This is a genomic window from Colwellia sp. C1TZA3, assembly GCF_007954265.1.
In the GTDB taxonomy this organism is placed as follows: Bacteria; Pseudomonadota; Gammaproteobacteria; order Enterobacterales; family Alteromonadaceae; genus Cognaticolwellia.
Genome location: NZ_VOLS01000008.1, coordinates 47,162 through 68,907, shown reverse-complemented (window position 1 = coordinate 68,907; position 21,746 = coordinate 47,162). Strand labels below are relative to the sequence as shown.

The window sequence follows — 21,746 nt, the reverse complement described above, 5'->3', positions numbered from 1 at the left end:
AGGTGTTAATTCGCTTGTTTGATGAGCGAATTAACACGACTGAGCATGGCTATTTTATTTACATACGTTCCATCACGTCAATGCCTAAAATATCTAAACCTTGCTTAAGGGTATTAGCAATGACGTAGCTTAGTGCCAGTCGTGATTGTTGTACATCAGTGGCTATATCATCTTTTAATATTGGACAGGCTTCGTAAAAGCTCATGTAGAGGCTGGCAAGTTCATATAAATAATTACACAGCAAGTTTGGTGTGCATTCGCTAATAACAGAGTCGATAACATTTTCTAACTGCAATAATTTTAGTGCTAAAGCTTTTTCTTGTGGCTCTATAATAGCAATGGCTGGCAAGTTATTGCTGGCTAAAAAGTCTGCTTTGGTAAAAATACTTTGAATACGTGAATAAGCATACTGTAAGTAGGGCGCAGTGGCACCTTCAAAACTGAGCATGGTTTTCCAGTCGAAAATATAATCACTGGTACGGTTTTTTGATAAATCAGCAAACTTGACCGCACCAATACCCACTTTTTTGGCAATTTCAGTTAAATGTTCTTCCGTGTAATCAGGATTTTTTTCAGCAATAACAGCTTTGGCTCTGACAACGGCTTCATCAAGTAATTCTGCCAGTTTTATCGTACCACCGGTCCGGGTTTTAAAAGGCTTGCCGTCGTCTCCCATCATCATGCCAAATGGGCAATGATCATAACTGACATGTTCAGGTAAGAAACCGGCTTTACGCGCGACAATTTCAACTTGCTTAAAGTGCAAGGCTTGGCGAGCGTCAGTAAAAATAATAATACGATCAGCTTTTAACTTACCACTGCGATAGCGACAAGCTGAAAGGTCAGTGGTGGCATATAAGTAACCGCCGCCAGATTTTTGCACAATAAATACTGAGGGCTCACCGTCTTTATTGGCCATCTCATTAATAAAAACAACTTTAGCGCCTTGGTCTTCTACCGCTATTTTTTGTGCCATAAGTTCATCAATAACATTTGATAAATCATCGTTGTAAGCACTTTCACCCATAATATCTTTGCGGGCTAAGGTGACGTTGAGTTTTTGATAAATGTCTTCGCTATGGCTAATTGAAATATCAATAAACTGTTGCCAAAGTTTTGCACAATGGCTATCGCCACTTTGCAGTTTTACTACGTAATCGCGGGCACGGTCAGCAAAGCCGTCTTCGTTATCAAAACGTACTTTCGCTTCACGATAAAAGTTCTCTAGATCTGACAGGGCAGTTTCTGCCACTTCATTAGAGGCCAACTTATCGCTTAAGTGGGCTAATAACATGCCAAATTGTGTACCCCAATCACCCATGTGATTTTGGCGAATAACATGTTCACCACGAAACTCAAGCGCGCGCACGACGGCATCACCAATAATGGTTGAGCGTAAATGTCCTACGTGCATTTCTTTAGCAAGGTTAGGAGCTGAGTAATCAACCACCACATTTTGAGGCTTTATTGCTTGTATCACACCTAAATTTTTATCATTAGATATTTTATTTAATTGGCTGGCTAACCAGTTTTGGTCTAAATGAATATTAATAAACCCTGGGCCGGCTAATTCAACTTTTTCAGCGATACCGGTTAAGTCTAGGGCAGCAAGCACTTTGGTTGCCAGCTCACGTGGATTGGTTTTTAATTTTTTAGCCGCACCCATGACGCCATTGGCTTGATAGTCACCAAAATTGGCTCGGTTAGATAAACTTATCGCCGGGTTTGTACCCTCCGGTAAACCTGCCGCCGTCATGGCTGCACTAACTTTTTCATTCAGGATATTGCTAATATTCATTTAAATTAACTCTTCTTCGATTAAAGGCTCAAGTGAGCGGCGATAACTTGAGTGAATAAGCGTGATGCATTGCATTACGCTTAGGGATAAAATATGGGTCACAATAGCTTTGCATCACACTAAGCTGATTAATGCTCGCGGGTTTTATGAAACTCAATATCTGGGTGGCGCTCCTGCGCTAGATTTAAGTTAACCATAGTAGGGGCGATATAAGTTAAATTATTGCCACCATCAAGTGCTAGGTTATCATAAGCTTTCTTTTGAAATTGCTCTAAAGTGCGCTCATTATCACAGGTACACCAACGCGCAGTAGCCACACTGATGGGTTCATAAATAGCGTCAACCTTGTATTCAGTTTTTAAACGTTGCACGACAACGTCAAACTGCAATACACCCACGGCGCCAACGATCATATCGTTAGAGTTGAAAGGTCTAAAGACTTGTACCGCACCTTCCTCTGATAGTTGGATCAGGCCTTTTTGTAATTGTTTTGCTTTGAGCGGATCGCGTAAACGAATACGACGGAACATTTCTGGCGCAAAATTTGGAATACCACTAAATTTCATCTCTTCACCGGCGGTAAAGGTATCGCCAATTTGAATACTACCGTGGTTATGTAAGCCAATAATATCACCGGCATAAGCTTGCTCGACATTAGAGCGATCACCCGCCATAAAGGTTACAGCGTCAGCAATTCTAACGTCTTTGCCGATGCGTACTTGTTTCATCTTCATGCCTTTTTCATATTTACCCGAACAAATGCGCATAAAGGCAATGCGATCACGATGTTTAGGGTCCATGTTGGCTTGAATTTTAAAGACAAAGCCCGAAAACTTCTCTTCTTCAGCCTTAACAATTCTGGTATCAGTTTGACGTGGTAATGGCTTGGGGGCCCAGCGAGTTAAGCCGTTTAGCATATGATCAACACCAAAGTTGCCTAATGCTGTGCCAAAATATACCGGTGTTAATTCGCCCTTTAAAAATTCTTCATGATTAAATTCATGAGAAGCGCCAACAACCAAGGCTAACTCTTCACGTAAGTCTTCAGCGTAATTACCAATAATCGCATCTAACTCTGGGTTATCTATACCTTTAATGACACGTTTTTCTTGAATCGTATGACCTTGACCTGTTTGATATAAAAAGATCTCATCAGTCAAAATATTATAGACACCTTTAAATTCTTTACCCATGCCAATTGGCCAAGTAATAGGGGCACATTTTATTTTTAGTACGTCTTCAACTTCATCCATGACTTCCATTGGATCCCGGACATCACGGTCCATTTTATTCATGAAGGTAATGATCGGAGTGTCGCGTAAACGGGTAACTTCCATTAATTTAATCGTACGTGCTTCAACACCTTTAGCTACGTCAATGACCATTAAACAAGAGTCAACTGCCGTTAGCGTGCGGTAAGTATCTTCTGAGAAGTCTTCATGGCCGGGAGTATCAAGTAAATTAACGAGGCAATGATTATACGGAAATTGCATCACAGAAGTGGTAATTGAAATACCACGTTCTTTTTCCATTTCCATCCAGTCAGATTTTGCATGTTGCCCCGACTTTTTACCTTTTACGGTACCTGCTTTTTGTATAGCTTGACCAAAAAGTAAGACCTTTTCAGTGATCGTCGTTTTACCCGCATCGGGATGGCTAATAATAGCGAAGGTGCGTCGAAGGTCGACTTCTTGCTGTTGTACAGACATGCAAATTACCTGTTTTTAAAGTGGGTGAAAAAAATTCAACTTAAATTTTAAAGCGCAACATTATAGCGAAAACAAGTGCGAAGGGCAGTAACAATATTTTTTATTGTCACTTTATTTTCTACTTTTCACTTCGATAGTCAAAGGTTCTTGCTAGTAAGTGCTTTACTTTAATAGCGACTGGGGGAATTTTAGATATTTATGCGCTCTCAATCAAGGATGGCTGAGCTGTTTTTAATGTAAAAAACAACTGAAATAATATGACAATGATAACTGATTTTCCAGTAGCGCTAAGCAAGGTTAAATTACTTAAGGTTTTATCTGTTAAGTGCTGAGTAACTTGATTTATATCAAGTAAATTAGTGATTAGCCATTGTATTATCAGTCAATGATATTTGACTGTGATAAAGGTCATTTAAGTTGGTTTTTATATTATTATGTACAGGATGTACGGTATAACGCGGGCGCATGGATGCACATGAGCGTATATGTAGTGGAAATTTATGGTTGATTTAAGCCGTCGTAACTTTATGAGAGCAAAGAATGTTGCGACGCCACCAGCGATCAGATTGCCTTGGGTCGCGAACGAAAAATCATTTACTCAAGGCTGTACACAATGTGGCGACTGCATTGATGCCTGTGAGGAAAAAATCATTATTAAAGGCGACGGTGGCTTTCCTGAAATTAATTTTTCGGCAGGGGAATGTACATTTTGCCAACAATGTGTCACGGCCTGTAAAGAGCCGCTATTCAAGCCATTGGACACGCTACCTTGGCAGTTAACCATTGCAATTCAAGCCAATTGCTTAGCTAAAAAGCAGGTGCATTGCCAAGTTTGTCAAGACAGTTGCGAGCCTGAAGCTATTTCATTTAAATACCTGCATGGCAGCGTACCTCAGCCTGAAATAACACTGATCGATTGTAATGGTTGCGGAGCATGTGTAGCGGTTTGTCCAGAGTCGGCAATTAAGATATCAACATCCTAATTAGGAGACAGTCATGAGTGATTTAGAACAGTTAATATGGAATGTTTTGGGCTATACCTCAATGCCCTTCATATTTTTATTTGGTTTTATCGCAACCGCATTAGGTGCGGTGGTTATTTTAAAAATATTTGGTGCTAAACCTACACCTGCTCATAAAAATAAAGCAAACGAAAAATTATAAGAGGGCAATAATGTGATCAATCTTTTAGAAGAAGGCCCAGTAAATATCGCAGGGGTTATGTTTATGGCTTACCCAGACAAAGCGGCTAAAGTAGCCGATGACTTGAAAGCGTTCCCTGGTGCTGAAATACATGCAACAGGCGAACATGGCAGTTTAGTTTTTACTGTTGAAGGGCTTGAAGGCGAAAGCAACCCAGCAAAACGCATCATAGACACCATTACAGACATGAGCAATGTTTCAGGTGTTATCTCGTCATCACTTATCTTTCATCATAACGACGCTGGTTTACCTCAGCATCAGGGGAAAAAATTATGACGTTAACTCGACGTGATTTTATTAAAGCGAACGCGATTGCAGCAACCGCGGTTGCAGCTGGGGTTACGGTTCCTACGTCAGCGACTAATTTGATCACTAAATCGTCTCAAAGCACGATTAAGTGGGACAAAGCGCCATGTCGTTTTTGTGGCACTGGTTGTAGTGTATTAGTAGGTACTCAGCATGGCAAAGTTGTGGCAACACAAGGCGATCCAGAAGCCGAAGTAAATAAAGGCCTAAATTGTATTAAAGGCTATTTTTTATCGAAAATTATGTACGGTAAAGACCGCTTAACTCAGCCATTATTAAGAATGACCGATGGTGAATATCATAAAGAAGGTGAATTTACGCCGGTAAGTTGGGATAAAGCTTTTGATGTTATGGCAGATAAATTCAAAGCAGCCATCAAGAAAAAAGGCCCAACTTCTGTGGGTATGTTTGGCTCAGGTCAGTGGACGGTATGGGAAGGTTATGCAGCTTCTAAGTTGATGAAAGCCGGTTTCTTAAGCAATAATATTGACCCAAATGCGCGTCACTGTATGGCGTCTGCTGTTGGTGGTTTTATGCGTACCTTTGGTATTGACGAGCCAATGGGTTGTTATGATGATTTAGAACATGCTGATGCCTTTGTGCTGTGGGGCTCAAATATGGCTGAAATGCATCCTATTTTGTGGTCGCGATTAACCGATCGCCGTTTAAGTGCACCACACGTGAAAGTGAATGTGTTATCTACCTACAAGCATCGTAGTTTTGAACTGGCCGATAATGGCATGATTTTCACACCACAAACAGACTTGGCTATTTTGAATTTTATCGCCAATTACATTATTCAAAATAATGCGGTTAACGAAGACTTCATGAAAAATCATGTCAATGTGCGTGAAGGCGTTACCGATATTGGCTATGGTTTACGTCCAACACATCCGTTGGAAAAAGCCGCTAAAAATGCCGGTAGTGGTGCCTCTAAGCCGATGAGTTTTGAAGATTATGCTAAATTTGTTAGTACTTATACGCTTGAGTCTGTTTCTAAACTATCAGGTGTGCCAGAAGCCAATTTGATTGAAATGGCGAAGTTATACGCGGATCCTAAAGTGAAAGTAACGTCTTTCTGGACCATGGGCTTTAACCAGCATACTCGTGGTGTTTGGGCCAATAACTTAATGTACAACGTACATTTGTTAACCGGTAAAATATCTGAGCCAGGCAATAGCCCGTTCTCATTAACGGGTCAACCTTCTGCTTGTGGCACTGCACGTGAAGTGGGGACTTTCTCACATCGTTTACCTGCTGACTTAGTGGTTAAAAACCCAGCACACAGAGCTACGGCAGAAAAAATATGGAAGTTACCTGAAGGTACAATCCCACCCAAACCTGGTTATCATGCGGCCTTGCAAAATCGCATGTTAAAAGACGGCAAGCTCAATGCTTACTGGGTTATGTGTAACAACAATATGCAAGCCGCAGCGAACATTAATGAAGAAGCTATTCCAGGTTATCGCAACCCAGAAAACTTTATTGTAGTGTCAGACCCTTATCCAACAGTGACTGCACAAGCGGGCGATTTAATTTTACCAACCTCCATGTGGGTAGAAAAAGAGGGTGCATACGGTAATGCCGAGCGTAGAACGCAATTTTGGCATCAACAAGTCAATGCGCCGGGCGATTCGCGTTCTGATTTATGGCAATTAGTTGAGTTTTCTAAACGCTTTAAAGTTGAAGAAGTTTGGCCCGAAGAGCTTATTGCTAAAGAGCCAACGCTTAGAGGGAAAACCCTATACGACGTGCTTTATGCTAACGGTAAAGTTGATAAGTTTCCGATGTCTGAATCGAAAGGCGAGATAAACTATGAGGGCGATTACTTTGGCTTTTATATTCAAAAAGGTTTGTTCGAAGAATATGCGGAATTTGGTCGCGGCCATGGTCATGATTTAGCGCCGTTTGACCGCTATCATGAAGAGCGTGGTTTAAGATGGCCAGTAGTCAATGGTAAGGAAACCAAGTGGCGCTTCAGAGAGGGTCATGATCCTTACGTAGAGAAGGGTAGTGAAGTGCAGTTTTATGGTAAAAAAGATAATAAAGCAGTTATTTTTGCCCTACCTTATGAGCCACCAGCTGAATCGCCTGACGAAGAATATAACTTATGGCTAAGTACCGGGCGTGTGCTTGAACATTGGCATTCAGGTTCGATGACCTCACGAGTACCTGAGCTACATAAAGCCTTTCCTGATGCGGTGGTTTTTATGCATCCAGATGACGCTAGAGGCCGTGGTTTACGCCGTGGTGATAGGGTCCTAATAGCGTCTCGTCGAGGCGAAATTGAATCACGGGTTGAAACCAGAGGCCGTAACCGACCACCGAGAGGCTTAGTATTTATGCCTTGGTTTGACGCAAAGCAGTTAGTGAATAAGTTAACCTTAGATGCAACTGACCCGCTGTCCAAACAAACTGATTATAAAAAATGTGCGGTAAAAGTAGCTAAAGCTTAATTTTGAAAAATTAACGCATCGATAAAATTGGTTGTTGATGCGCTGGAGAAAAAAAATGAAATTATTATCTTTATTAGTTGCCGTAGCTGCGTTTGCGATTGCGCCTCCTAGCATGGCACAAGAAACAGTAAATCCAGGCGGTTTAGCCACCATTCGTGGGGCAGCGACTATTGATGAAACCCATGCTGCTGAAAAGCTAAAGCGGGTTATTAAAGACAAAAACCCAATAGCGCGCAATTACGTTCATCAACCCCCTGTTATTCCTCATCAAACACGAGGTTACCGTGTTGATTTAAATAGCAACAAGTGTTTGAACTGTCACAGCTGGAAATATGCAGCAGAAACTGGCGCAACAAAAATTAGCTTAACGCACTTTGAAGATCGTGATGGGAAAACATTATCTGATGTTTCTCCTCGCCGTTATTTTTGTTTGCAATGCCACGTTACACAAGCTGACGCAGCGCCATTGGTAGATAATACCTTTGAACCGATTGAATCATTGAGTAATGAGTAAATCGTTGCAATGTTAAGGGGATTAAAATGCTAAAAAAATTGTGGACGTTTTTAAAATCACCGAGTAGTGCTGCTATGTGGTTTATTTTGGCGATTGGTTTTGCCGGCGGGATTATTTTCTGGGGCGGCTTTAATACTGCATTAGAAGCAACCAACACAGAAGAGTTCTGTATTAGTTGTCATGAAATGCAAGACAATGTTTATCAGGAATATCGCGAAACCATTCACTATGCCAATCGCTCAGGTGTCCGTGCTACATGTCCTGACTGTCATGTGCCTAAAAAATGGACGGATAAAATAGTACGTAAAATTGCCGCCAGTAAAGAAGTTTGGGGGATGCTAACTGGGATTATTGACACGAGAGAAGAGTTTGTCGATCATCGTCGTTCCATGGCTGAACGTGAGTGGAAACGAATGAAAGAAAATGACTCACTAGAGTGTCGTAACTGTCATGACTTTGAGTATATGGACTTTTCCGAGCAGGGTAACCGCAGTGTGAAAATGCACTCTGACGCCTTAGCGTCGGGTGAGAAAACCTGTATCGATTGCCATAAAGGTATCGCTCATCAGTTACCGGATATGAAAGGTGTTGAAAACTGGTAATTAACCTCAAGTTAAAGGCTTTGTATAGCGTACCGAAAAGTAAAAAAGCAAACCAATAGGTTTGCTTTTTTATGTACAGGATGTACGGTATAACGTGAGTGCATGGATGCACAAGAACGTATATGTACAGGATGTACGGTATAACGTGGGTGCATGGATGCACAAGAACGTATATGTAAAATATTATTAGCCGTCGATAAACGCCGCGGCTAGGTGATAGGGTTTTATCAGAGTTTCTTTGACATCACTATAGCGTCTTCATAGCCAAAGCCGGTATTACTTGGGTAGTAGCCGGTTCTGCGTGATATTTCAGTAAAGCCCTGGTTAATATAAAGCATTTGTGCACTAATGTTTTTTGCTCGTACTTCGAGGAAAATACTTTCGGTAGCGAGTGCTTTACAGTGTGCAAAAAATTGTAACAACAGGGCTTTACCGTAGCCTTTACCTTGTTGCTCTGGCGCAACACAAATGTCCATTAAAGTTGCTTCACCTAAAATGTACTCTCCAACATAAAAACCGACAATACTATTATCTATGGTTAAATAGTCACCAAAATATCGCCCACCGATACAACTGCGAAAAGTTTTTTCACTCCACGGATGTGGGTGGCAGGCAAGTTCAATCACCATAAGTTGTTCGACTATATCCTGATGCACAGGCTTAAAGGTAGTATTTATTATTTGCTTCATGTTGAGCTTAAAGATCCTATGGATTGCCACAATGATTTTTTTAATTCTGGCGAGTTGGCAAGCGTGGTTAAATCGGGTGTGCTTAAGCAGTTATGCTTAAATTCAATACTTTCATTTGGCGTGAATTGCCAATTAATAATACCTAAATCAATTTGATTATGGCTCATGGATAAGTCGGCACTGTTTACACCTAAACAACGAATAATGTCTTTAAATAGCGGTTGTTTAAGTAATGATTTTAAACTGACAGCAATACAGTCTTTTGGTACTGTTTTTACTATTTTTTTAGTCGTATCCAGATTTGATTGCGGTAATGTTGCTGAGGTCACGGTAGTACTTGAGTCACTATTTTTATCGTTGTGCTGAGCAGTTTCGGTAACATTAGCTGACAATGAGTTATAGCTGGATAATTCCCGCCTTTGCCAAACCGTAATACCCATGGCTTGTAATAATTCAAATTGTCTTTTGTTAATGCTCATATCATTTTAGCTACAGTTAGAAATTACAGTTATCATGACAGAGTTTTGAAATAGGAAGAACTAGAATTTACTAAAAATACGATTTGATTAAATAATGAGTCAAATCAATATAAATCAACATAGAAAGGAAATTGGCAGGGGTGGAGAGATTCGAACTCCCAACCGTCGGTTTTGGAGACCGCTGTTCTACCAATTGGAACTACACCCCTGCAACAGATTCGAATTATACTGATGCCGAGCTAAAGGTAAAGCGTAAATTTAAAAAAAATGACTGTTCGGCTAAATAAACAGCACATGTGCGCATTTTTATTAACGTTTGTTGGTTTTACAGCCAATTTACTTTAAAACATACTTTGAAGTAGAGCAGTTAAATACCAAACAACTAAAGTCGCTTGGTATTTAGCACGGTTTTATTTACTTTGCCAGTGACAAAAACGTGACTCTTCAGGATACGGGTAAACATCGGCAAAAACACCTTTGGCGACACTAGCTTGGCAGTCTTGCCAATACTTAGCTTCCAATAAATTAGCATGATGCCCCAAAAATGCCTGTCGGTAGCGTTTATTAGCTAACGCAAAGGTGGCTATTTCTTCTGGAAATACATCACCAGGGTCAACCGAGTACCATGGCTCTGCGGCATAAATTTGCTCTTCTGTAATGGCTTCTGGTTTAACGCGAAAATTAACCTCATTCATATAAGTAATTTCATCATAGTCATAAAAAATTACTCGACCATGGCGTGTGACACCAAAATTTTTCAATAACATATCCCCTGGAAATATATTGGCGGCAATCAACTGTTTAATCGCTTCGCCGTAGCCATACATAGCGTTGTCTACTTCTGCATCATTAGCTGTTGCTAAGTATAAATTCAGTGGTGTCATTTTACGTTCAATATACATATGTTTAATGATCACTAAATCATTTTCATATCTTAGCAAGGAAGGAGCAACGGCATTTAGCTCTTCAAGTAGTTCGGCTGAGAAGCGCTGTTTAGGGAAGGCCACTTCGGAATATTCCATGGTATCAGCCATGCGGCCGACTCGATCATGCAATTTAACCAAGCGATATTTGCCTTTAACATCATCCCGGGTCATATTTTTACTGGGGGAAAACTTGTCTTTAATAATTTTAAAAACATAAGGGTATGATGGCAGCATAAATACCGACATCACCATACCTTTGATACCTGGCGCCAGTACAAGTTTGTCATCACTGTTATCAAGGTGGTTTAAAAAATCACGATAAAACTGAGTTTTCCCCTGCTTATGAAAACCGATGGCAGAATATAAGTCGGCACTAGTTTTATGGGGAGTTAAACGATTAAGAAAAACGATTAATGCGTGCGGGTGCTGACAATCGACAAAGAAATAAGCCCGAGCAAAACCAAAGACTACCGCCATATCCTCACCTTCAGTGATTAAAGCGTCAATAAAAAAACCATCTTTTTCAGTGTTTAATAGCGAAATAATAAACGGTGTTTCACCGCCAGGGGAAATTACCCGGCCAATAATGTAAGCACCTTTATTACGGTAGAAAACAGAATCTAAAATGTCAAATTGCAAATCGGATAACTGGTAATGGGTTTTATCTGCGTATTGACGAAATTTTGCTATCAGAATATTGATGTCTTTTTTCAAATGTGTAAACGGCACTGAAAAATTTTGGCTATTCATAATGTGATTGATGGTTTGAAACAATCCTTGTTTAGCAGGAAAGTAACTGGTGAATATTTTTGGTGTCGGCAAGGTGTCTAAGCGTGTGGCGGTTGATTGTACGAAAATATAGGCATTATGATAATATTCACGCTCAAACAGGTGACAAAATATTGAGTTATAAAAACTCTCAGCTAACTCTGGTTGCGGGTGTTTACTGAGCAGTTCTATATAACAACTTTTAACATATTGCCAAAGCTCATCATTTAATTCAGTAACCAGAAAGTCGTGTTTAATAGTAGTGAGTGTTTCTTCTATACGTTGATCATAAAAGTCAGTACGGGCTTTAGCGGCTAATTGTATGTCATGCCAGCGGTGTTGCTCAAAACGCTGTTTTGCTGTTTTTGTTATTTCACTATAAAGATAAATATGTCGCTCAAAACCATTAATAATAGTTTTTGCGATAGCGAAAGCAAGATTTTTCATGTGCTTACCTGACCAAGTTATTTGCTTTCAGCATACGCCAAAATATAGCTTTTAGGTGATTAATTTTAAACTATAGTCACTATTTATTACTGTGATATCAGCTAGGTGCTTAGGTGATATTTCTGTCGTCAAGCCAGTTTAGTTTTACAAGTTAATACTTGCTATTCGTGCCGTGCAGCACTAAAATTACGCGTTTTTTAACCTTTGAACTAGTTTATTTACCATGCGTGTTGCTGATTTTTCATTTGATTTACCCGAAGAGCTTATCGCTCGATACCCAAAAGCTAACCGTTCAGCCAGCCGTTTAATGACCTTAAATGGTAATAGTGGTGCGCTTAACGATGAAAGGTTTACTGACCTTGTTGCCCATGTTGAAGCGGGGGACTTGTTAGTTTTTAACAATACGCGGGTTATTCCTGCGCGTATGTTTGGCCAAAAGGCCAGTGGTGGCAAGTTAGAGGTTTTAGTTGAACGTTTACTTGATGAACACCGAGTGTTAGCACACATTCGTTGTAGTAAATCACCAAAACCGGGTAGCGAAATACTATTAGAAGGTAAAGTTAAAGCAACCATGGTGGCAAGACATGACGCCTTGTTTGAGCTTGAATTTCATGGTGAACAATCAGTATTATCAATATTAGATGACGTTGGCCATATGCCATTACCGCCTTATATTGACCGGCCTGATGAAGACAGCGATCGTGAACGCTATCAAACCGTTTATAATGAAAAGCCCGGTGCGGTAGCCGCGCCAACCGCTGGTTTGCATTTTGATGATGCACTAATGGCACAACTCAAAGCTAAAGGTGTAGATTTTGCTTTCGTGACTTTACATGTTGGTGCAGGTACCTTTCAACCAGTAAAGGTTGATGAAATTGCTGACCATATTATGCATGCTGAATATGTTGAAGTGCCAGCGAGCGTGGTCACTCAAATTGAGCAAACTAAAGCCAATGGCGGTAAAGTTATTGCGGTAGGTACCACGTCAGTTCGTTCACTAGAAAGTGCCGCTCGAGTTGCTAAAGAACAAAGTAAAACCTTTAGTGAGTTTTATGGCGATACCGATATTTTTATTACCCCAGGTTATGAATTTCAAATTGTTGATAGTTTAATTACTAATTTTCACTTATCGGAATCAACCTTACTGATGTTAGTCAGTGCCTTTGCCGGTTACGACAATATTATAGCGGCTTATCAACATGCGGTTGCACAGCAGTATCGTTTTTTCAGTTATGGTGATGCCATGCTGTTAACGAAAAAAGATCACAATACTTAAGAGTAAAAAATATAAATTGGCTAAGTTATAGCCACTTAAACGTAAAAGCAGCTAGCCTGTTTCGCTAGTGGGCGAAGGATGAAATATGACAGATAAAACAGAAAAAAACGCTATGCAGTACGAGTTACTCACCACCGATGGTAAAGCTCGGCGTGGTCGCTTAACCTTTGACCGCGGTACAGTAGAGACCCCAGCGTTTATGCCAGTCGGTACTTACGGCACAGTAAAAGGCATGAAAGCTGAAGAAGTAGCCGAAACAGGTGCCGAAATTCTTCTAGGTAATACCTTTCACTTAATGTTGCGCCCAGGCACCGAAATTATCGAACAACACGGTGGCTTACATGGCTTCATGAATTGGGATAAGCCTATTCTAACCGACTCAGGTGGCTTCCAAGTATTTAGCTTAGGTAAAATGCGTAAAATCACCGAAGAAGGGGTGAAATTTAGCTCGCCCGTTAACGGTGAGAAAATTATGCTAACACCTGAACGTTCAATGGAAGTTCAGCACAGTTTAGGCTCAGACATTGTGATGATTTTTGACGAATGTACACCTTATCCTGCCAGTCACGAAGAATCAAAAGTCTCAATGGAACTTTCATTGCGTTGGGCGCAACGTTCAAAAGATGCCCATAAAGGTAACCTCAATGCTTTGTTTGGTATTGTACAAGGCGGCATGTATGAAGATTTACGTGAAGTCTCTGTTAATGGCTTAACCAGTATTGGTTTTGATGGCTATGCCATTGGTGGTTTATCGGTTGGTGAGCCCAAAGAAGATATGATTCGAATATTAGATCATACCGCGCCCTTGATACCAGAAAATAAACCCCGATATCTTATGGGTGTTGGCAAACCTGAAGATTTAGTTGAAGGTGTGCGCCGCGGTATTGACATGTTCGATTGTGTGATGCCGACACGTAATGCCCGTAACGGACATTTATTTGTTACTAACGGTGTTATCAAAATTAGAAATGCTCGTCACAAAACGGATACTGGCCCGCTAGATCCACAATGTGATTGTTATACTTGTAAGAATTATTCGCGCGCTTATTTGCATCATTTAGATAAATGTAATGAAATTTTAGGATCGCAATTAAATACTATGCATAACTTACGTTTTTACCAACGTGTAATGCAAGGATTGCGTGACGCGATAGAGCAAGGCAAACTAGATGCGTTTGTTGCCGAGTTTTATGCGCTACGTGATTTACCTGTTCCGCCATTAGCTAGCTCATTAGCGGATAAAGAAACAGCATAAACAGCTGTAATTTCGCCATTTTATAAAATTAATCAGAAAAATAACAAGAGGTATTTATGAGTTTATTTATTAGTCAAGCCCACGCTGCTGCAGGTCCCGCTCAAGGGGCTGACGGTATGTCAATGTTAATTATGCTAGCGGTATTTGGTTTAGTGTTTTATTTTATGATTTATCGCCCGCAAGCTAAACGTGTGAAAGAGCATAAAAGTTTGATGTCTGAATTATCAAAAGGTGACGAAGTACTAACACAAGGCGGCATTGTTGGTAAAATTGTTAAAGTTTCAGATGAAAAAGATTTTATCGTCGTAAGCATCGCCGAAGGTACTGAAGTGACAGTACAAAAAAGTGCTATTAATACTGTATTACCTAAAGGTACGATGAAATCTCTATAACAAGATTTTGTTGGCCTTTTTCGCTGTAGCGGTTTTTAAGGTGTGCATTGATAGTGATCAACTGCGCGCCTTTATTTAGCTTGTGCATAGTGATAATAAAAAATTCTAATAAACTTTTGCGCGCTAATTTAGCTTAGTATTAGCGTGCGATTCAAAAGAAAATAGGGTGATATTGTGTTAAACAAATATCCATTATGGAAGACATTGATGGTGCTATTTATAGTAGCTGTTGGTGCTTTGTATGCGTCTCCTAACCTTTACGGTGAAGATCCCGCAGTACAAATTTCTGGCTTGCGCGGCATTGAAGTAAACGCAGCAACGTTAGACGTAGTTAAGTCACACTTAGATGAAAAGAAAATTTCTTACTTAAGTATAGTGATGGAAGATGGTCAAATATTGGCTCGATTCAGTAATACTGAACAGCAATTACGTGCTCGTGATTTACTTGATGATAATATTGGTGATGAATATTCAGTTGCCTTAAACTTAACGCCTGCAACACCTGAATGGTTAGCAGGGATTGGCGGTACGCCAATGAAGCTAGGTTTAGATTTAAGTGGCGGAGTGAGCTTCCTAATGGAAGTAAACATGAAAGAAGCCATTGTTAAGGCGCAAGATAGTTTAGTTGACGATTTTCGCAGCGGTTTACGTGGTGAAAAAATTCGTTATCGTTCAGTAAAAAAAGTTGATGATGCGGTTAAAATTCAATTTCGTAATGTTGAAGACCTAGTCAGTGCAGAAACTTACCTAGAAAAACAAAACCGTGATTTACTATTTTTTAGTGATGAAGATAGCTTAACTATATCCGCGAAGATGACTGAGCAAAGATTAAAAGAAACCCGTGAATACGCACTGCAACAAAATATCACCATTATTCGTAACCGTGTTAATGAGCTAGGTGTTGCTGAGCCGCTAGTACAACGCCAAGGTCAAAAGCACATTGTTATTGAATTACCGGGCGTACAAGATACTGCGAAAGCAAAAGAAATTTTAAACGCCACTGCCACTATTGAATTTCGCTTAGTTGATACTGACGGCGACTTAGGCGCGGCACTTAACGGTCGTGTACCGGGCAGTTCAGAGTTACTAAAAGAACGTAACGGCCAACCGGTTTTATTGAAAAAACGTGTCATGCTAACCGGTGACCATATTGTCGATGCCGGCTCAAGTTTTGATGAATACAGTCGCCCACAAGTTAATATTACCCTGGATTCTGCCGGTGGTAGCAAAATGTCAAACGGCACCAAAAACAGTATTGGTAAGCCAATGGCAACCGTATTTATTGAATACAAGCCAACAGATCGTGTTGATGCTGAAGGCAATACTATCTTTGAAAAAATTGAAGAAGTGATCAGTGTCGCAACCATTCAAGCACGTTTAGGTAAAACTTTTCGTATTACCGGCGCTGGTAGCCAAGCAGAGGCGCATAATTTAGCGCTATTGCTTAGAGCCGGTGCTTTGATTGCGCCTATTCAAATTGTTGAAGAACGTACTGTTGGCCCAACCTTAGGTGCTGAAAACGTCCAGCTGGGTTTTCAAGCCATTATGTTGGGCTTTGGCTTAGTTTTCGTCTTTATGCTGGTTTATTACCGTGCCTTTGGTGTGGTGGCAAACTTAGCCTTAGGAGCTAACTTAGTCCTAATTATTGGCATTATGTCGATGATCCCGGGTGCAACATTAACTTTACCTGGTATGGCTGGTATTGTATTAACAGTGGGCATGGCGGTTGATGCTAACGTACTTATATTTGAGCGTATTCGTGAAGAAATACGGGCAGGTAAGTCAATGCAACAGTCAATTCATCAAGGTTACGACGCTGCCTTTTCAACTATTATTGATGCCAACATTACTACCTTAATTGCTGCGTTGATTTTATTCGCCATAGGTACAGGCCCAATTAAAGGCTTCGCTGTAACGTTATCAATTGGTATTATTACCTCGATGTTTACCGCGGTAATTGGTACTCGTACTATCGTTAACGCTGTTTGGGGTGGTAAACGTCTCGACAAACTATCTATATAAGTAGGGCTTCAATAATATGCAAATTTTACAATTAAAAGAAACTGTTGCCTTTATGCGCTACCGCAAGGTAGCAGTGATATTTAGTATTATACTGATGGCAGCCTCGATTTTGTCATTGGCAACTAATAAACTTAATTTTGGTTTAGATTTCACCGGTGGTACCTTAATCGAGATTGGTTTCGATGAATCGGCTGATTTGACCAAAGTTCGCGCTATTATGGACTCAAACGGTTTTGATGATGCTGTAGTTCAGTTATATGGTTCAAGTCGTGATGTGGTCATTCGTTTGGCAACACGTGAAGATGTTAAAGCAGAAATGCTGGGTAACCAAGTACTTGATATTTTACAAGCAGGTACTGGGCAAACCATCGATATGCGTCGTATCGAGTTTGTTGGAGCCAGTGTTGGCGATGAATTAGCCGAGCAGGGTGGTTTAGCTATGCTAACCGCGCTTATCTGTATTTTAGTTTATGTTGCGTTTCGCTTTGAATGGCGTTTTGCTTTAGGCTCAGTTATCGCGTTATTTCATGACGTATTGTTAACTTTAGGCTTATTCTCTATTTTACAGTTACAGTTCGATTTAACGGTACTTGCAGCGATACTGGCGGTAATAGGTTACTCACTCAACGATACTATAGTAGTCTCGGATCGTATTCGAGAAAACTTTAGAAAAGTGCGTGTTGGTACGCCAGAAGACGTGATCAATATCTCTTTAACACAAACCTTATCACGGACCATTATTACTTCAATTACTACCCTGTTAGTACTTGCTGCTTTGTTCTTTAAAGGTGGTGAGCTCATTCATGGCTTTGCTACGGCATTGCTACTAGGGGTTTTTGTGGGTACTTACTCATCAGTTTACGTCGCCAGTTCGGTAGCGTTGGCATTGGGTATATCCAAAGAAGATTTAATCCCTGAAGTGATTGAAAAAGAAGGCGCGGATCAAGAAGAAATGCGACCTTAATTCTCTTCGTGGTTGTTATTACCCCTTATTATGGCTCGCATTATGCGGGCCATTTTTTGATCAGCACTTTATGACTAATTGCTTAAGTTATACCAGTTCCATTAAGTTTGTGATCTTGTTGTGCGCAGGAAAAATAACTCAAGGTAAGGCGCTCGATTGAGCAATAGCTGGCTATTGGGATTGAGAGCAACACAGCCTTGAGCTATTTTAACTAGTACAAGTGAGCAATAACTTAATGGGATTGGTATTATACCCGCTTCATTCACTAGCTGAGCTAGGCTATGTGAAGAGAAATCGCAAAAGCTAAGTTGTCCTTTTAATAACGCCTCGTTCTAACTTTTAAATAAATAAATCATGGGTTATTTTAATCATTAGAAGTGCTGACAATGTGCGTGAATTTGTCATTATTTCTCACTCTGTCAGCATACGGCTTGAGTGCATTAAAAAAGCCAGCAAGGAAGCTTGCTGGCTTTTGATATTCATACCAATCTCATTAATTATCTGCTTATCTCACCTGCTTAAAACAAGCTAATACGGCGTTATTTATTTAACAAATAGTACAACGAGTTATTAAAATAAATGCTTTATATTTGGCTGCTTTTAAACGTACAAAGTGGACCAGCTAATTAATTAAACCGGTATTATACCAAGTTGATTAATTACCTGCTCATTTTTAATGGTTAAAATGAATAACTACAGCGTTATAAAACTTATAAGTAGAATAACTACTGACTAAATTTTATGCCTTGTATTTATCCATTTTTCCTCATGAAAAAGGTGATCACTTAATTAATCAAATTGGTATTACATTATGTTTTAACTTAAGTGTTTTTTATAACTGCGATTGGATATAGTTTTGTAAACCAATAGTTTTAATCAGGCCTAGTTGTTGTTCTAGCCAGAAAGCATGGTCAACTTCAGTATCATCAAGTAACTTTTGAAGTATTTGGCGTGTTACATAATCTTTTTCCTGCTCACAAAGCGCAATAGCGTCTCTAAGCGCTTTTGCATCGGCATATTCCACATCTAAATCACTTTGCAACATTTCAGGTACGGTCTTACCAATATTTAAGCCTTGGCGCGTATTCATATCAGGTATACCTTCTAAGAATAAAATACGCTGAATGAGCATTGAGGCGTGTAACTTTTCATCATCAAATTCGTGATCAATGCGTTCGAATAATTTATTTAGGCCCCAATCTTCATACATCCGAGAATGAATGAAATATTGGTCCATTGCGGCGAGTTCGTAGGAGAGTAGGTCATTTAATGCTGCAATAACTTGAGTATTACCTTTCATATTATTTTCCTTCTAAATGGTTTAGCTTGAGCCGTTTTTACAGCTGTGCCTGAATGAATTTTTCAATACCCATAGCGTCAATTTGATATTGCTGAGTTTCTAGCCAATCTAAATGTTCTTCTTCGTCATTAAGTATAGTGTCTAACATTTCACGGCTGACGTAATCTTGTTGTTGTTCACAAATAGTAATGGCGTTACGCACTACCGCAATTTGTGCAGTTTGAAAGCCAAGATCACAGCGGATCATTTCTTCGGTATGTTCACCGATAGCAAGTGGGGCTAATTGTTGTAAGTTGGGTAGGCCTTCAAGAAATAATATCCGTTCGATAACCTTGTCAGCTTGCTTCATATCAAGAATTGATTTTTTATAGCTCTTGTTATTTAAGGCATTAATACCCCAGTTTTTATACATGCGAGCATGTAAAAAATATTGATTAATCGATGTTAGTTCACTGGTGAGTACTTTATTAAGTATTGCGAGTACGGTGGTGTTGCCTTTCATTAGCGTCTCAAATTTAAGTTAATCAAATATTGATGACAATTATAGAAAGAAAGTAAGTAAATGAAAAGGGTAGATTAAAAAAATCTTTAAAAACAATAATTTGCGAATGTTAATCGTTATCAGTTGTAGTCAAGATTTTAACGTGAGCGTGCTCTTTAGCCAACGTCTTTAAATAAGCTTTCATTGATAATAGTGTTATCAATTATGTTCTGAGCGACTTTAATACAGGTACCACATTGTGAACCTAACGGTAAGTGTTGTTTTAGTTCACGTATAGAGCCGACACCGAATTCAGTGACTAATTGTTTAATTTGATGATCTGTGATGCCTTTGCAAATACAAACAAACATGATAAAAATTCGCTAGTGATTGATAACACGATTGATAATAGTTCTTATTTAGTTTCGTTTCAACAATTAATTTACACTTTTTATTAGTACACTGATAAATATAATAATTTAACTTATTGAATAGTGTTTGGCATTTAATTACCTAGTAGCGTTAAGCTATTTAAGCCACTCCTATTTTAATACCATAGTTTAATAACAAAATTGTTATATAACTATTTTGTTATTAAGTGGTTTCGGCTATGATCACCTTCATTAACCATTAACCATTAACCATTAACCATTAACCATTAATCAGAAGAGCAACAAATGAACCCGACTGAGTTTTATAAAAATTTGGCTGATGATATTCGGCTAAAAAGTATATTGCTGATTGCCCAAGAGGGTGAGCTTTGTGTCTGTGAACTTATGACCGCACTTGCTGAGTCGAGTCAGCCAAAAATATCTCGACATTTAGCGCTGTTAAAAAGCTCTGGTTTGTTATTAACGCGTAAACAAAAACAGTGGGTATTCTATACCATTAACCCTGACATACCGGCATGGGCACAACAGGTTATAACATTAACCTTAAAAGAAAATATTGACTTTATTACCTCGAATTTACAAGCTTTAGATATTATGGGCGCCAGACCCGAACGCATTGCAAGCTGTTGTGAGTAAGTGAGACCAAGCTTAAATTAGCCAAATTACTTAACAGGTTAAGTAATTATAAAATAAATTTTAACAGGAAAATCTTCATGACAATTAAAATAGGTATTAACGGTTTTGGCCGTATTGGACGTTTATCGATGCGGGTGGCCTATGGCTGGGATGATGTTGAAATTATTAAAATTAACGATTCCGCAGGTAACGCAGAAACTTTAGCACATTTACTGAATTTTGATTCAATACACGGTATTTGGCAACACCAGGCTCAGCATGTAGCAGAAAACATGGTAATTAATGGTAAAGAAATTACCTGTAGCCAAAATAACACGATTACCGATACCGATTGGTCAGGTTGTGACGTGGTTATTGAAGCAACGGGTGTGATGAAATCTACAGCATTACTGCAAGCCTACTTAGCGCAAGGGGTGAAACGTGTGGTGGTTACTGCGCCAGTAAAAGAAGACGGCGTATTGAATATTGTGATGGGCGTTAATGACGACCAATACGACAGTAACAAGCACCCAATAGTAACGGCAGCGTCTTGCACTACTAACTGCCTTGCCCCAGTGGTTAAAGTTATTCACGAAAATATTGGCATTAGACATGGTTCAATGACCACCATTCATAATATAACCAACACCCAAACCATATTGGATGCACCGCATAAAGATTTACGTCGGGCTCGCGCTTGTGGCATGAGTTTAATTCCAACCACTACCGGCTCTGCAACGGCTATTACCCATATTTTTCCAGAACTTAAAGGTAAGCTCAATGGCCATGCCGTGCGTGTGCCACTGGCTAACGCGTCAATTACCGATTGTGTGTTTGAATTAGAACGCGCGACAACAGTGCAAGAAGTGAATGATTATTTACAAGCGGCGGCTTATGGTGAATTAAAAGATATTTTAGGCTTTGAACAGCGGCCACTGGTTTCAATTGATTATAAAACCGATCCACGCTCGTGCATTATCGATGCACCGTCAACAATGGTGGTTAATGGCACACAAGTGAAACTTTATGTTTGGTATGATAATGAATGGGGTTACGCAAATCGCACGGCGGAAATCGCTCGTATGGTAGGGCGCTCTGATCTAGACACTAAGACAAATCCGACACGGCCGAAGTAACCAAGCAAAAAGCTAA

At 39.7% G+C, this 21,746-nt stretch carries 21 protein-coding genes and 1 tRNA gene; 13 read left to right on the top strand and 9 right to left on the bottom strand.

All coding sequences use genetic code 11. The annotated features are described in order from the left end of the window. Positions 1-58: 58 nt before the first annotated feature. Entirely contained in the window at positions 59-1,798 is a 1,740-nt protein-coding gene (gene argS, locus ESZ39_RS04055) for an arginine--tRNA ligase (protein WP_146878512.1), read from the bottom strand. Between the two features lie 128 nt (positions 1,799-1,926). Then, positions 1,927-3,507: a peptide chain release factor 3 gene (gene prfC / locus ESZ39_RS04050; protein ID WP_146878511.1), complete on the bottom strand. Its 1,581-nt coding sequence runs from the start codon at positions 3,505-3,507 to the stop codon at positions 1,927-1,929. A 500-nt stretch (positions 3,508-4,007) separates the two neighbouring features. Between prfC and napF the strand changes: the two genes are divergently transcribed. The 6 genes from napF to ESZ39_RS04020 are packed head-to-tail and all read left to right on the top strand — an operon-like array spanning position 4,008 to position 8,588. Next, positions 4,008-4,490 (top strand): ferredoxin-type protein NapF, encoded by a 483-nt coding sequence (gene napF, locus ESZ39_RS04045; RefSeq protein WP_146878510.1) that lies wholly within the window; start codon positions 4,008-4,010, stop codon positions 4,488-4,490. A gap of 13 nt (positions 4,491-4,503) precedes the next feature. Then, complete coding sequence (locus ESZ39_RS04040; protein WP_146878509.1) at positions 4,504-4,671, top strand: TIGR02808 family protein; 168 nt, start codon at positions 4,504-4,506, stop codon at positions 4,669-4,671. Positions 4,672-4,683: 12 nt separating this feature from the next. Then, positions 4,684-4,986 carry a chaperone NapD gene (locus ESZ39_RS04035; protein ID WP_146878508.1) on the top strand — a complete coding sequence of 101 codons (303 nt, stop codon included), beginning with the start codon at positions 4,684-4,686 and terminating at the stop codon, positions 4,984-4,986. Continuing rightward, the gene (gene napA, locus ESZ39_RS04030; protein WP_146878507.1) at positions 4,983-7,472 is read left to right on the top strand and encodes a nitrate reductase catalytic subunit NapA; all 2,490 of its coding nucleotides are present in this window, start codon (positions 4,983-4,985) and stop codon (positions 7,470-7,472) included. Before ESZ39_RS04035 ends, napA begins: the two co-directional genes overlap by 4 nt. 55 nt (positions 7,473-7,527) lie before the next feature. After that, positions 7,528-7,986, top strand: coding sequence for a nitrate reductase cytochrome c-type subunit (locus ESZ39_RS04025; RefSeq protein WP_146878506.1), 459 nt, complete (start codon positions 7,528-7,530; stop codon positions 7,984-7,986). 26 nt (positions 7,987-8,012) lie between these two features. Further along, the gene (locus ESZ39_RS04020) at positions 8,013-8,588 is read left to right on the top strand and encodes a NapC/NirT family cytochrome c (RefSeq protein ID WP_146878505.1); all 576 of its coding nucleotides are present in this window, start codon (positions 8,013-8,015) and stop codon (positions 8,586-8,588) included. Positions 8,589-8,815: 227 nt separating this feature from the next. On the opposite strand, the gene rimI is transcribed toward ESZ39_RS04020, so the two are convergent. The 4 genes from rimI to aceK all read right to left on the bottom strand — a co-directional run bounded on the left by rimI (position 8,816) and on the right by aceK (position 11,897). Further along, positions 8,816-9,277: a ribosomal protein S18-alanine N-acetyltransferase gene (gene rimI, locus ESZ39_RS04015; RefSeq protein ID WP_146878504.1), complete on the bottom strand. Its 462-nt coding sequence runs from the start codon at positions 9,275-9,277 to the stop codon at positions 8,816-8,818. Then, a complete protein-coding gene (locus ESZ39_RS04010) occupies positions 9,274-9,756 on the bottom strand; it encodes a DNA polymerase III subunit psi (RefSeq protein ID WP_146878503.1) in 483 nt (160 codons plus the stop codon). The genes rimI and ESZ39_RS04010 overlap by 4 nt, the downstream gene beginning before the upstream one ends. Before the next feature lie 132 nt (positions 9,757-9,888). After that, positions 9,889-9,965 (bottom strand) — tRNA-Trp (locus ESZ39_RS04005). A gap of 201 nt (positions 9,966-10,166) precedes the next feature. Beyond that, on the bottom strand, positions 10,167-11,897 hold the full coding sequence (gene aceK / locus ESZ39_RS04000; RefSeq protein WP_146878502.1) for a bifunctional isocitrate dehydrogenase kinase/phosphatase: 1,731 nt from the start codon (positions 11,895-11,897) through the stop codon (positions 10,167-10,169). Between the two features lie 223 nt (positions 11,898-12,120). Here aceK and queA point away from each other — a divergent pair, with 223 nt between their 5' ends. The 5 genes from queA to secF all read left to right on the top strand — a co-directional run bounded on the left by queA (position 12,121) and on the right by secF (position 17,806). Continuing rightward, on the top strand, positions 12,121-13,173 hold the full coding sequence (queA, locus tag ESZ39_RS03995) for a tRNA preQ1(34) S-adenosylmethionine ribosyltransferase-isomerase QueA (protein ID WP_146878501.1): 1,053 nt from the start codon (positions 12,121-12,123) through the stop codon (positions 13,171-13,173). Positions 13,174-13,285: 112 nt separating this feature from the next. Next, positions 13,286-14,428, top strand: a complete 1,143-nt coding sequence (gene tgt / locus ESZ39_RS03990) for a tRNA guanosine(34) transglycosylase Tgt (RefSeq protein WP_146878541.1) — start codon at positions 13,286-13,288, stop codon at positions 14,426-14,428. A 56-nt stretch (positions 14,429-14,484) separates the two neighbouring features. Then, positions 14,485-14,820: a preprotein translocase subunit YajC gene (gene yajC, locus ESZ39_RS03985; RefSeq protein ID WP_146878500.1), complete on the top strand. Its 336-nt coding sequence runs from the start codon at positions 14,485-14,487 to the stop codon at positions 14,818-14,820. Between the two features lie 174 nt (positions 14,821-14,994). Next, positions 14,995-16,842, top strand: coding sequence for a protein translocase subunit SecD (gene secD / locus ESZ39_RS03980; RefSeq protein WP_146878499.1), 1,848 nt, complete (start codon positions 14,995-14,997; stop codon positions 16,840-16,842). Positions 16,843-16,858: 16 nt separating this feature from the next. Next, on the top strand, positions 16,859-17,806 hold the full coding sequence (secF, locus tag ESZ39_RS03975) for a protein translocase subunit SecF (protein WP_146878498.1): 948 nt from the start codon (positions 16,859-16,861) through the stop codon (positions 17,804-17,806). An 832-nt stretch (positions 17,807-18,638) separates the two neighbouring features. On the opposite strand, the gene bfr (ESZ39_RS03970) is transcribed toward secF, so the two are convergent. From bfr (ESZ39_RS03970) to ESZ39_RS03960, 3 genes are all read right to left on the bottom strand, one after another. Further along, complete coding sequence (bfr, locus tag ESZ39_RS03970; RefSeq protein WP_146878497.1) at positions 18,639-19,106, bottom strand: bacterioferritin; 468 nt, start codon at positions 19,104-19,106, stop codon at positions 18,639-18,641. A 37-nt stretch (positions 19,107-19,143) separates the two neighbouring features. Further along, positions 19,144-19,608 (bottom strand): bacterioferritin, encoded by a 465-nt coding sequence (gene bfr, locus ESZ39_RS03965; protein WP_146878496.1) that lies wholly within the window; start codon positions 19,606-19,608, stop codon positions 19,144-19,146. 155 nt (positions 19,609-19,763) lie between these two features. Beyond that, positions 19,764-19,958: a bacterioferritin-associated ferredoxin gene (locus ESZ39_RS03960; protein ID WP_146878495.1), complete on the bottom strand. Its 195-nt coding sequence runs from the start codon at positions 19,956-19,958 to the stop codon at positions 19,764-19,766. Positions 19,959-20,264: 306 nt separating this feature from the next. Here ESZ39_RS03960 and ESZ39_RS03955 point away from each other — a divergent pair, with 306 nt between their 5' ends. Both ESZ39_RS03955 and ESZ39_RS03950 read left to right on the top strand, forming a co-directional pair. Continuing rightward, the gene (locus ESZ39_RS03955) at positions 20,265-20,615 is read left to right on the top strand and encodes a metalloregulator ArsR/SmtB family transcription factor (RefSeq protein ID WP_146878494.1); all 351 of its coding nucleotides are present in this window, start codon (positions 20,265-20,267) and stop codon (positions 20,613-20,615) included. Between the two features lie 77 nt (positions 20,616-20,692). Beyond that, the gene (locus ESZ39_RS03950) at positions 20,693-21,730 is read left to right on the top strand and encodes an ArsJ-associated glyceraldehyde-3-phosphate dehydrogenase (RefSeq protein ID WP_146878493.1); all 1,038 of its coding nucleotides are present in this window, start codon (positions 20,693-20,695) and stop codon (positions 21,728-21,730) included. Positions 21,731-21,746: the final 16 nt, after the last annotated feature.

What these genes read in the sequence shown, in the direction of transcription:
- argS (WP_146878512.1), bottom strand. Translation starts at nt 1,798, where the DNA reads ATGAATATTAGCAATATCCTGAATGAAAAAGTTAGTGCAGCCATGACG.
- prfC (WP_146878511.1), bottom strand. Translation starts at nt 3,507, where the DNA reads ATGTCTGTACAACAGCAAGAAGTCGACCTTCGACGCACCTTCGCTATT.
- napF (WP_146878510.1), top strand. Translation starts at nt 4,008, where the DNA reads ATGGTTGATTTAAGCCGTCGTAACTTTATGAGAGCAAAGAATGTTGCG.
- ESZ39_RS04040 (WP_146878509.1), top strand. Translation starts at nt 4,504, where the DNA reads ATGAGTGATTTAGAACAGTTAATATGGAATGTTTTGGGCTATACCTCA.
- napA (WP_146878507.1), top strand. Translation starts at nt 4,983, where the DNA reads ATGACGTTAACTCGACGTGATTTTATTAAAGCGAACGCGATTGCAGCA.
- ESZ39_RS04025 (WP_146878506.1), top strand. Translation starts at nt 7,528, where the DNA reads ATGAAATTATTATCTTTATTAGTTGCCGTAGCTGCGTTTGCGATTGCG.
- ESZ39_RS04020 (WP_146878505.1), top strand. Translation starts at nt 8,013, where the DNA reads ATGCTAAAAAAATTGTGGACGTTTTTAAAATCACCGAGTAGTGCTGCT.
- rimI (WP_146878504.1), bottom strand. Translation starts at nt 9,277, where the DNA reads ATGAAGCAAATAATAAATACTACCTTTAAGCCTGTGCATCAGGATATA.
- ESZ39_RS04010 (WP_146878503.1), bottom strand. Translation starts at nt 9,756, where the DNA reads ATGAGCATTAACAAAAGACAATTTGAATTATTACAAGCCATGGGTATT.
- aceK (WP_146878502.1), bottom strand. Translation starts at nt 11,897, where the DNA reads ATGAAAAATCTTGCTTTCGCTATCGCAAAAACTATTATTAATGGTTTT.
- queA (WP_146878501.1), top strand. Translation starts at nt 12,121, where the DNA reads ATGCGTGTTGCTGATTTTTCATTTGATTTACCCGAAGAGCTTATCGCT.
- tgt (WP_146878541.1), top strand. Translation starts at nt 13,286, where the DNA reads ATGCAGTACGAGTTACTCACCACCGATGGTAAAGCTCGGCGTGGTCGC.
- yajC (WP_146878500.1), top strand. Translation starts at nt 14,485, where the DNA reads ATGAGTTTATTTATTAGTCAAGCCCACGCTGCTGCAGGTCCCGCTCAA.
- secF (WP_146878498.1), top strand. Translation starts at nt 16,859, where the DNA reads ATGCAAATTTTACAATTAAAAGAAACTGTTGCCTTTATGCGCTACCGC.
- bfr (WP_146878497.1), bottom strand. Translation starts at nt 19,106, where the DNA reads ATGAAAGGTAATACTCAAGTTATTGCAGCATTAAATGACCTACTCTCC.
- bfr (WP_146878496.1), bottom strand. Translation starts at nt 19,608, where the DNA reads ATGAAAGGCAACACCACCGTACTCGCAATACTTAATAAAGTACTCACC.
- ESZ39_RS03960 (WP_146878495.1), bottom strand. Translation starts at nt 19,958, where the DNA reads ATGTTTGTTTGTATTTGCAAAGGCATCACAGATCATCAAATTAAACAA.
- ESZ39_RS03955 (WP_146878494.1), top strand. Translation starts at nt 20,265, where the DNA reads ATGAACCCGACTGAGTTTTATAAAAATTTGGCTGATGATATTCGGCTA.
- ESZ39_RS03950 (WP_146878493.1), top strand. Translation starts at nt 20,693, where the DNA reads ATGACAATTAAAATAGGTATTAACGGTTTTGGCCGTATTGGACGTTTA.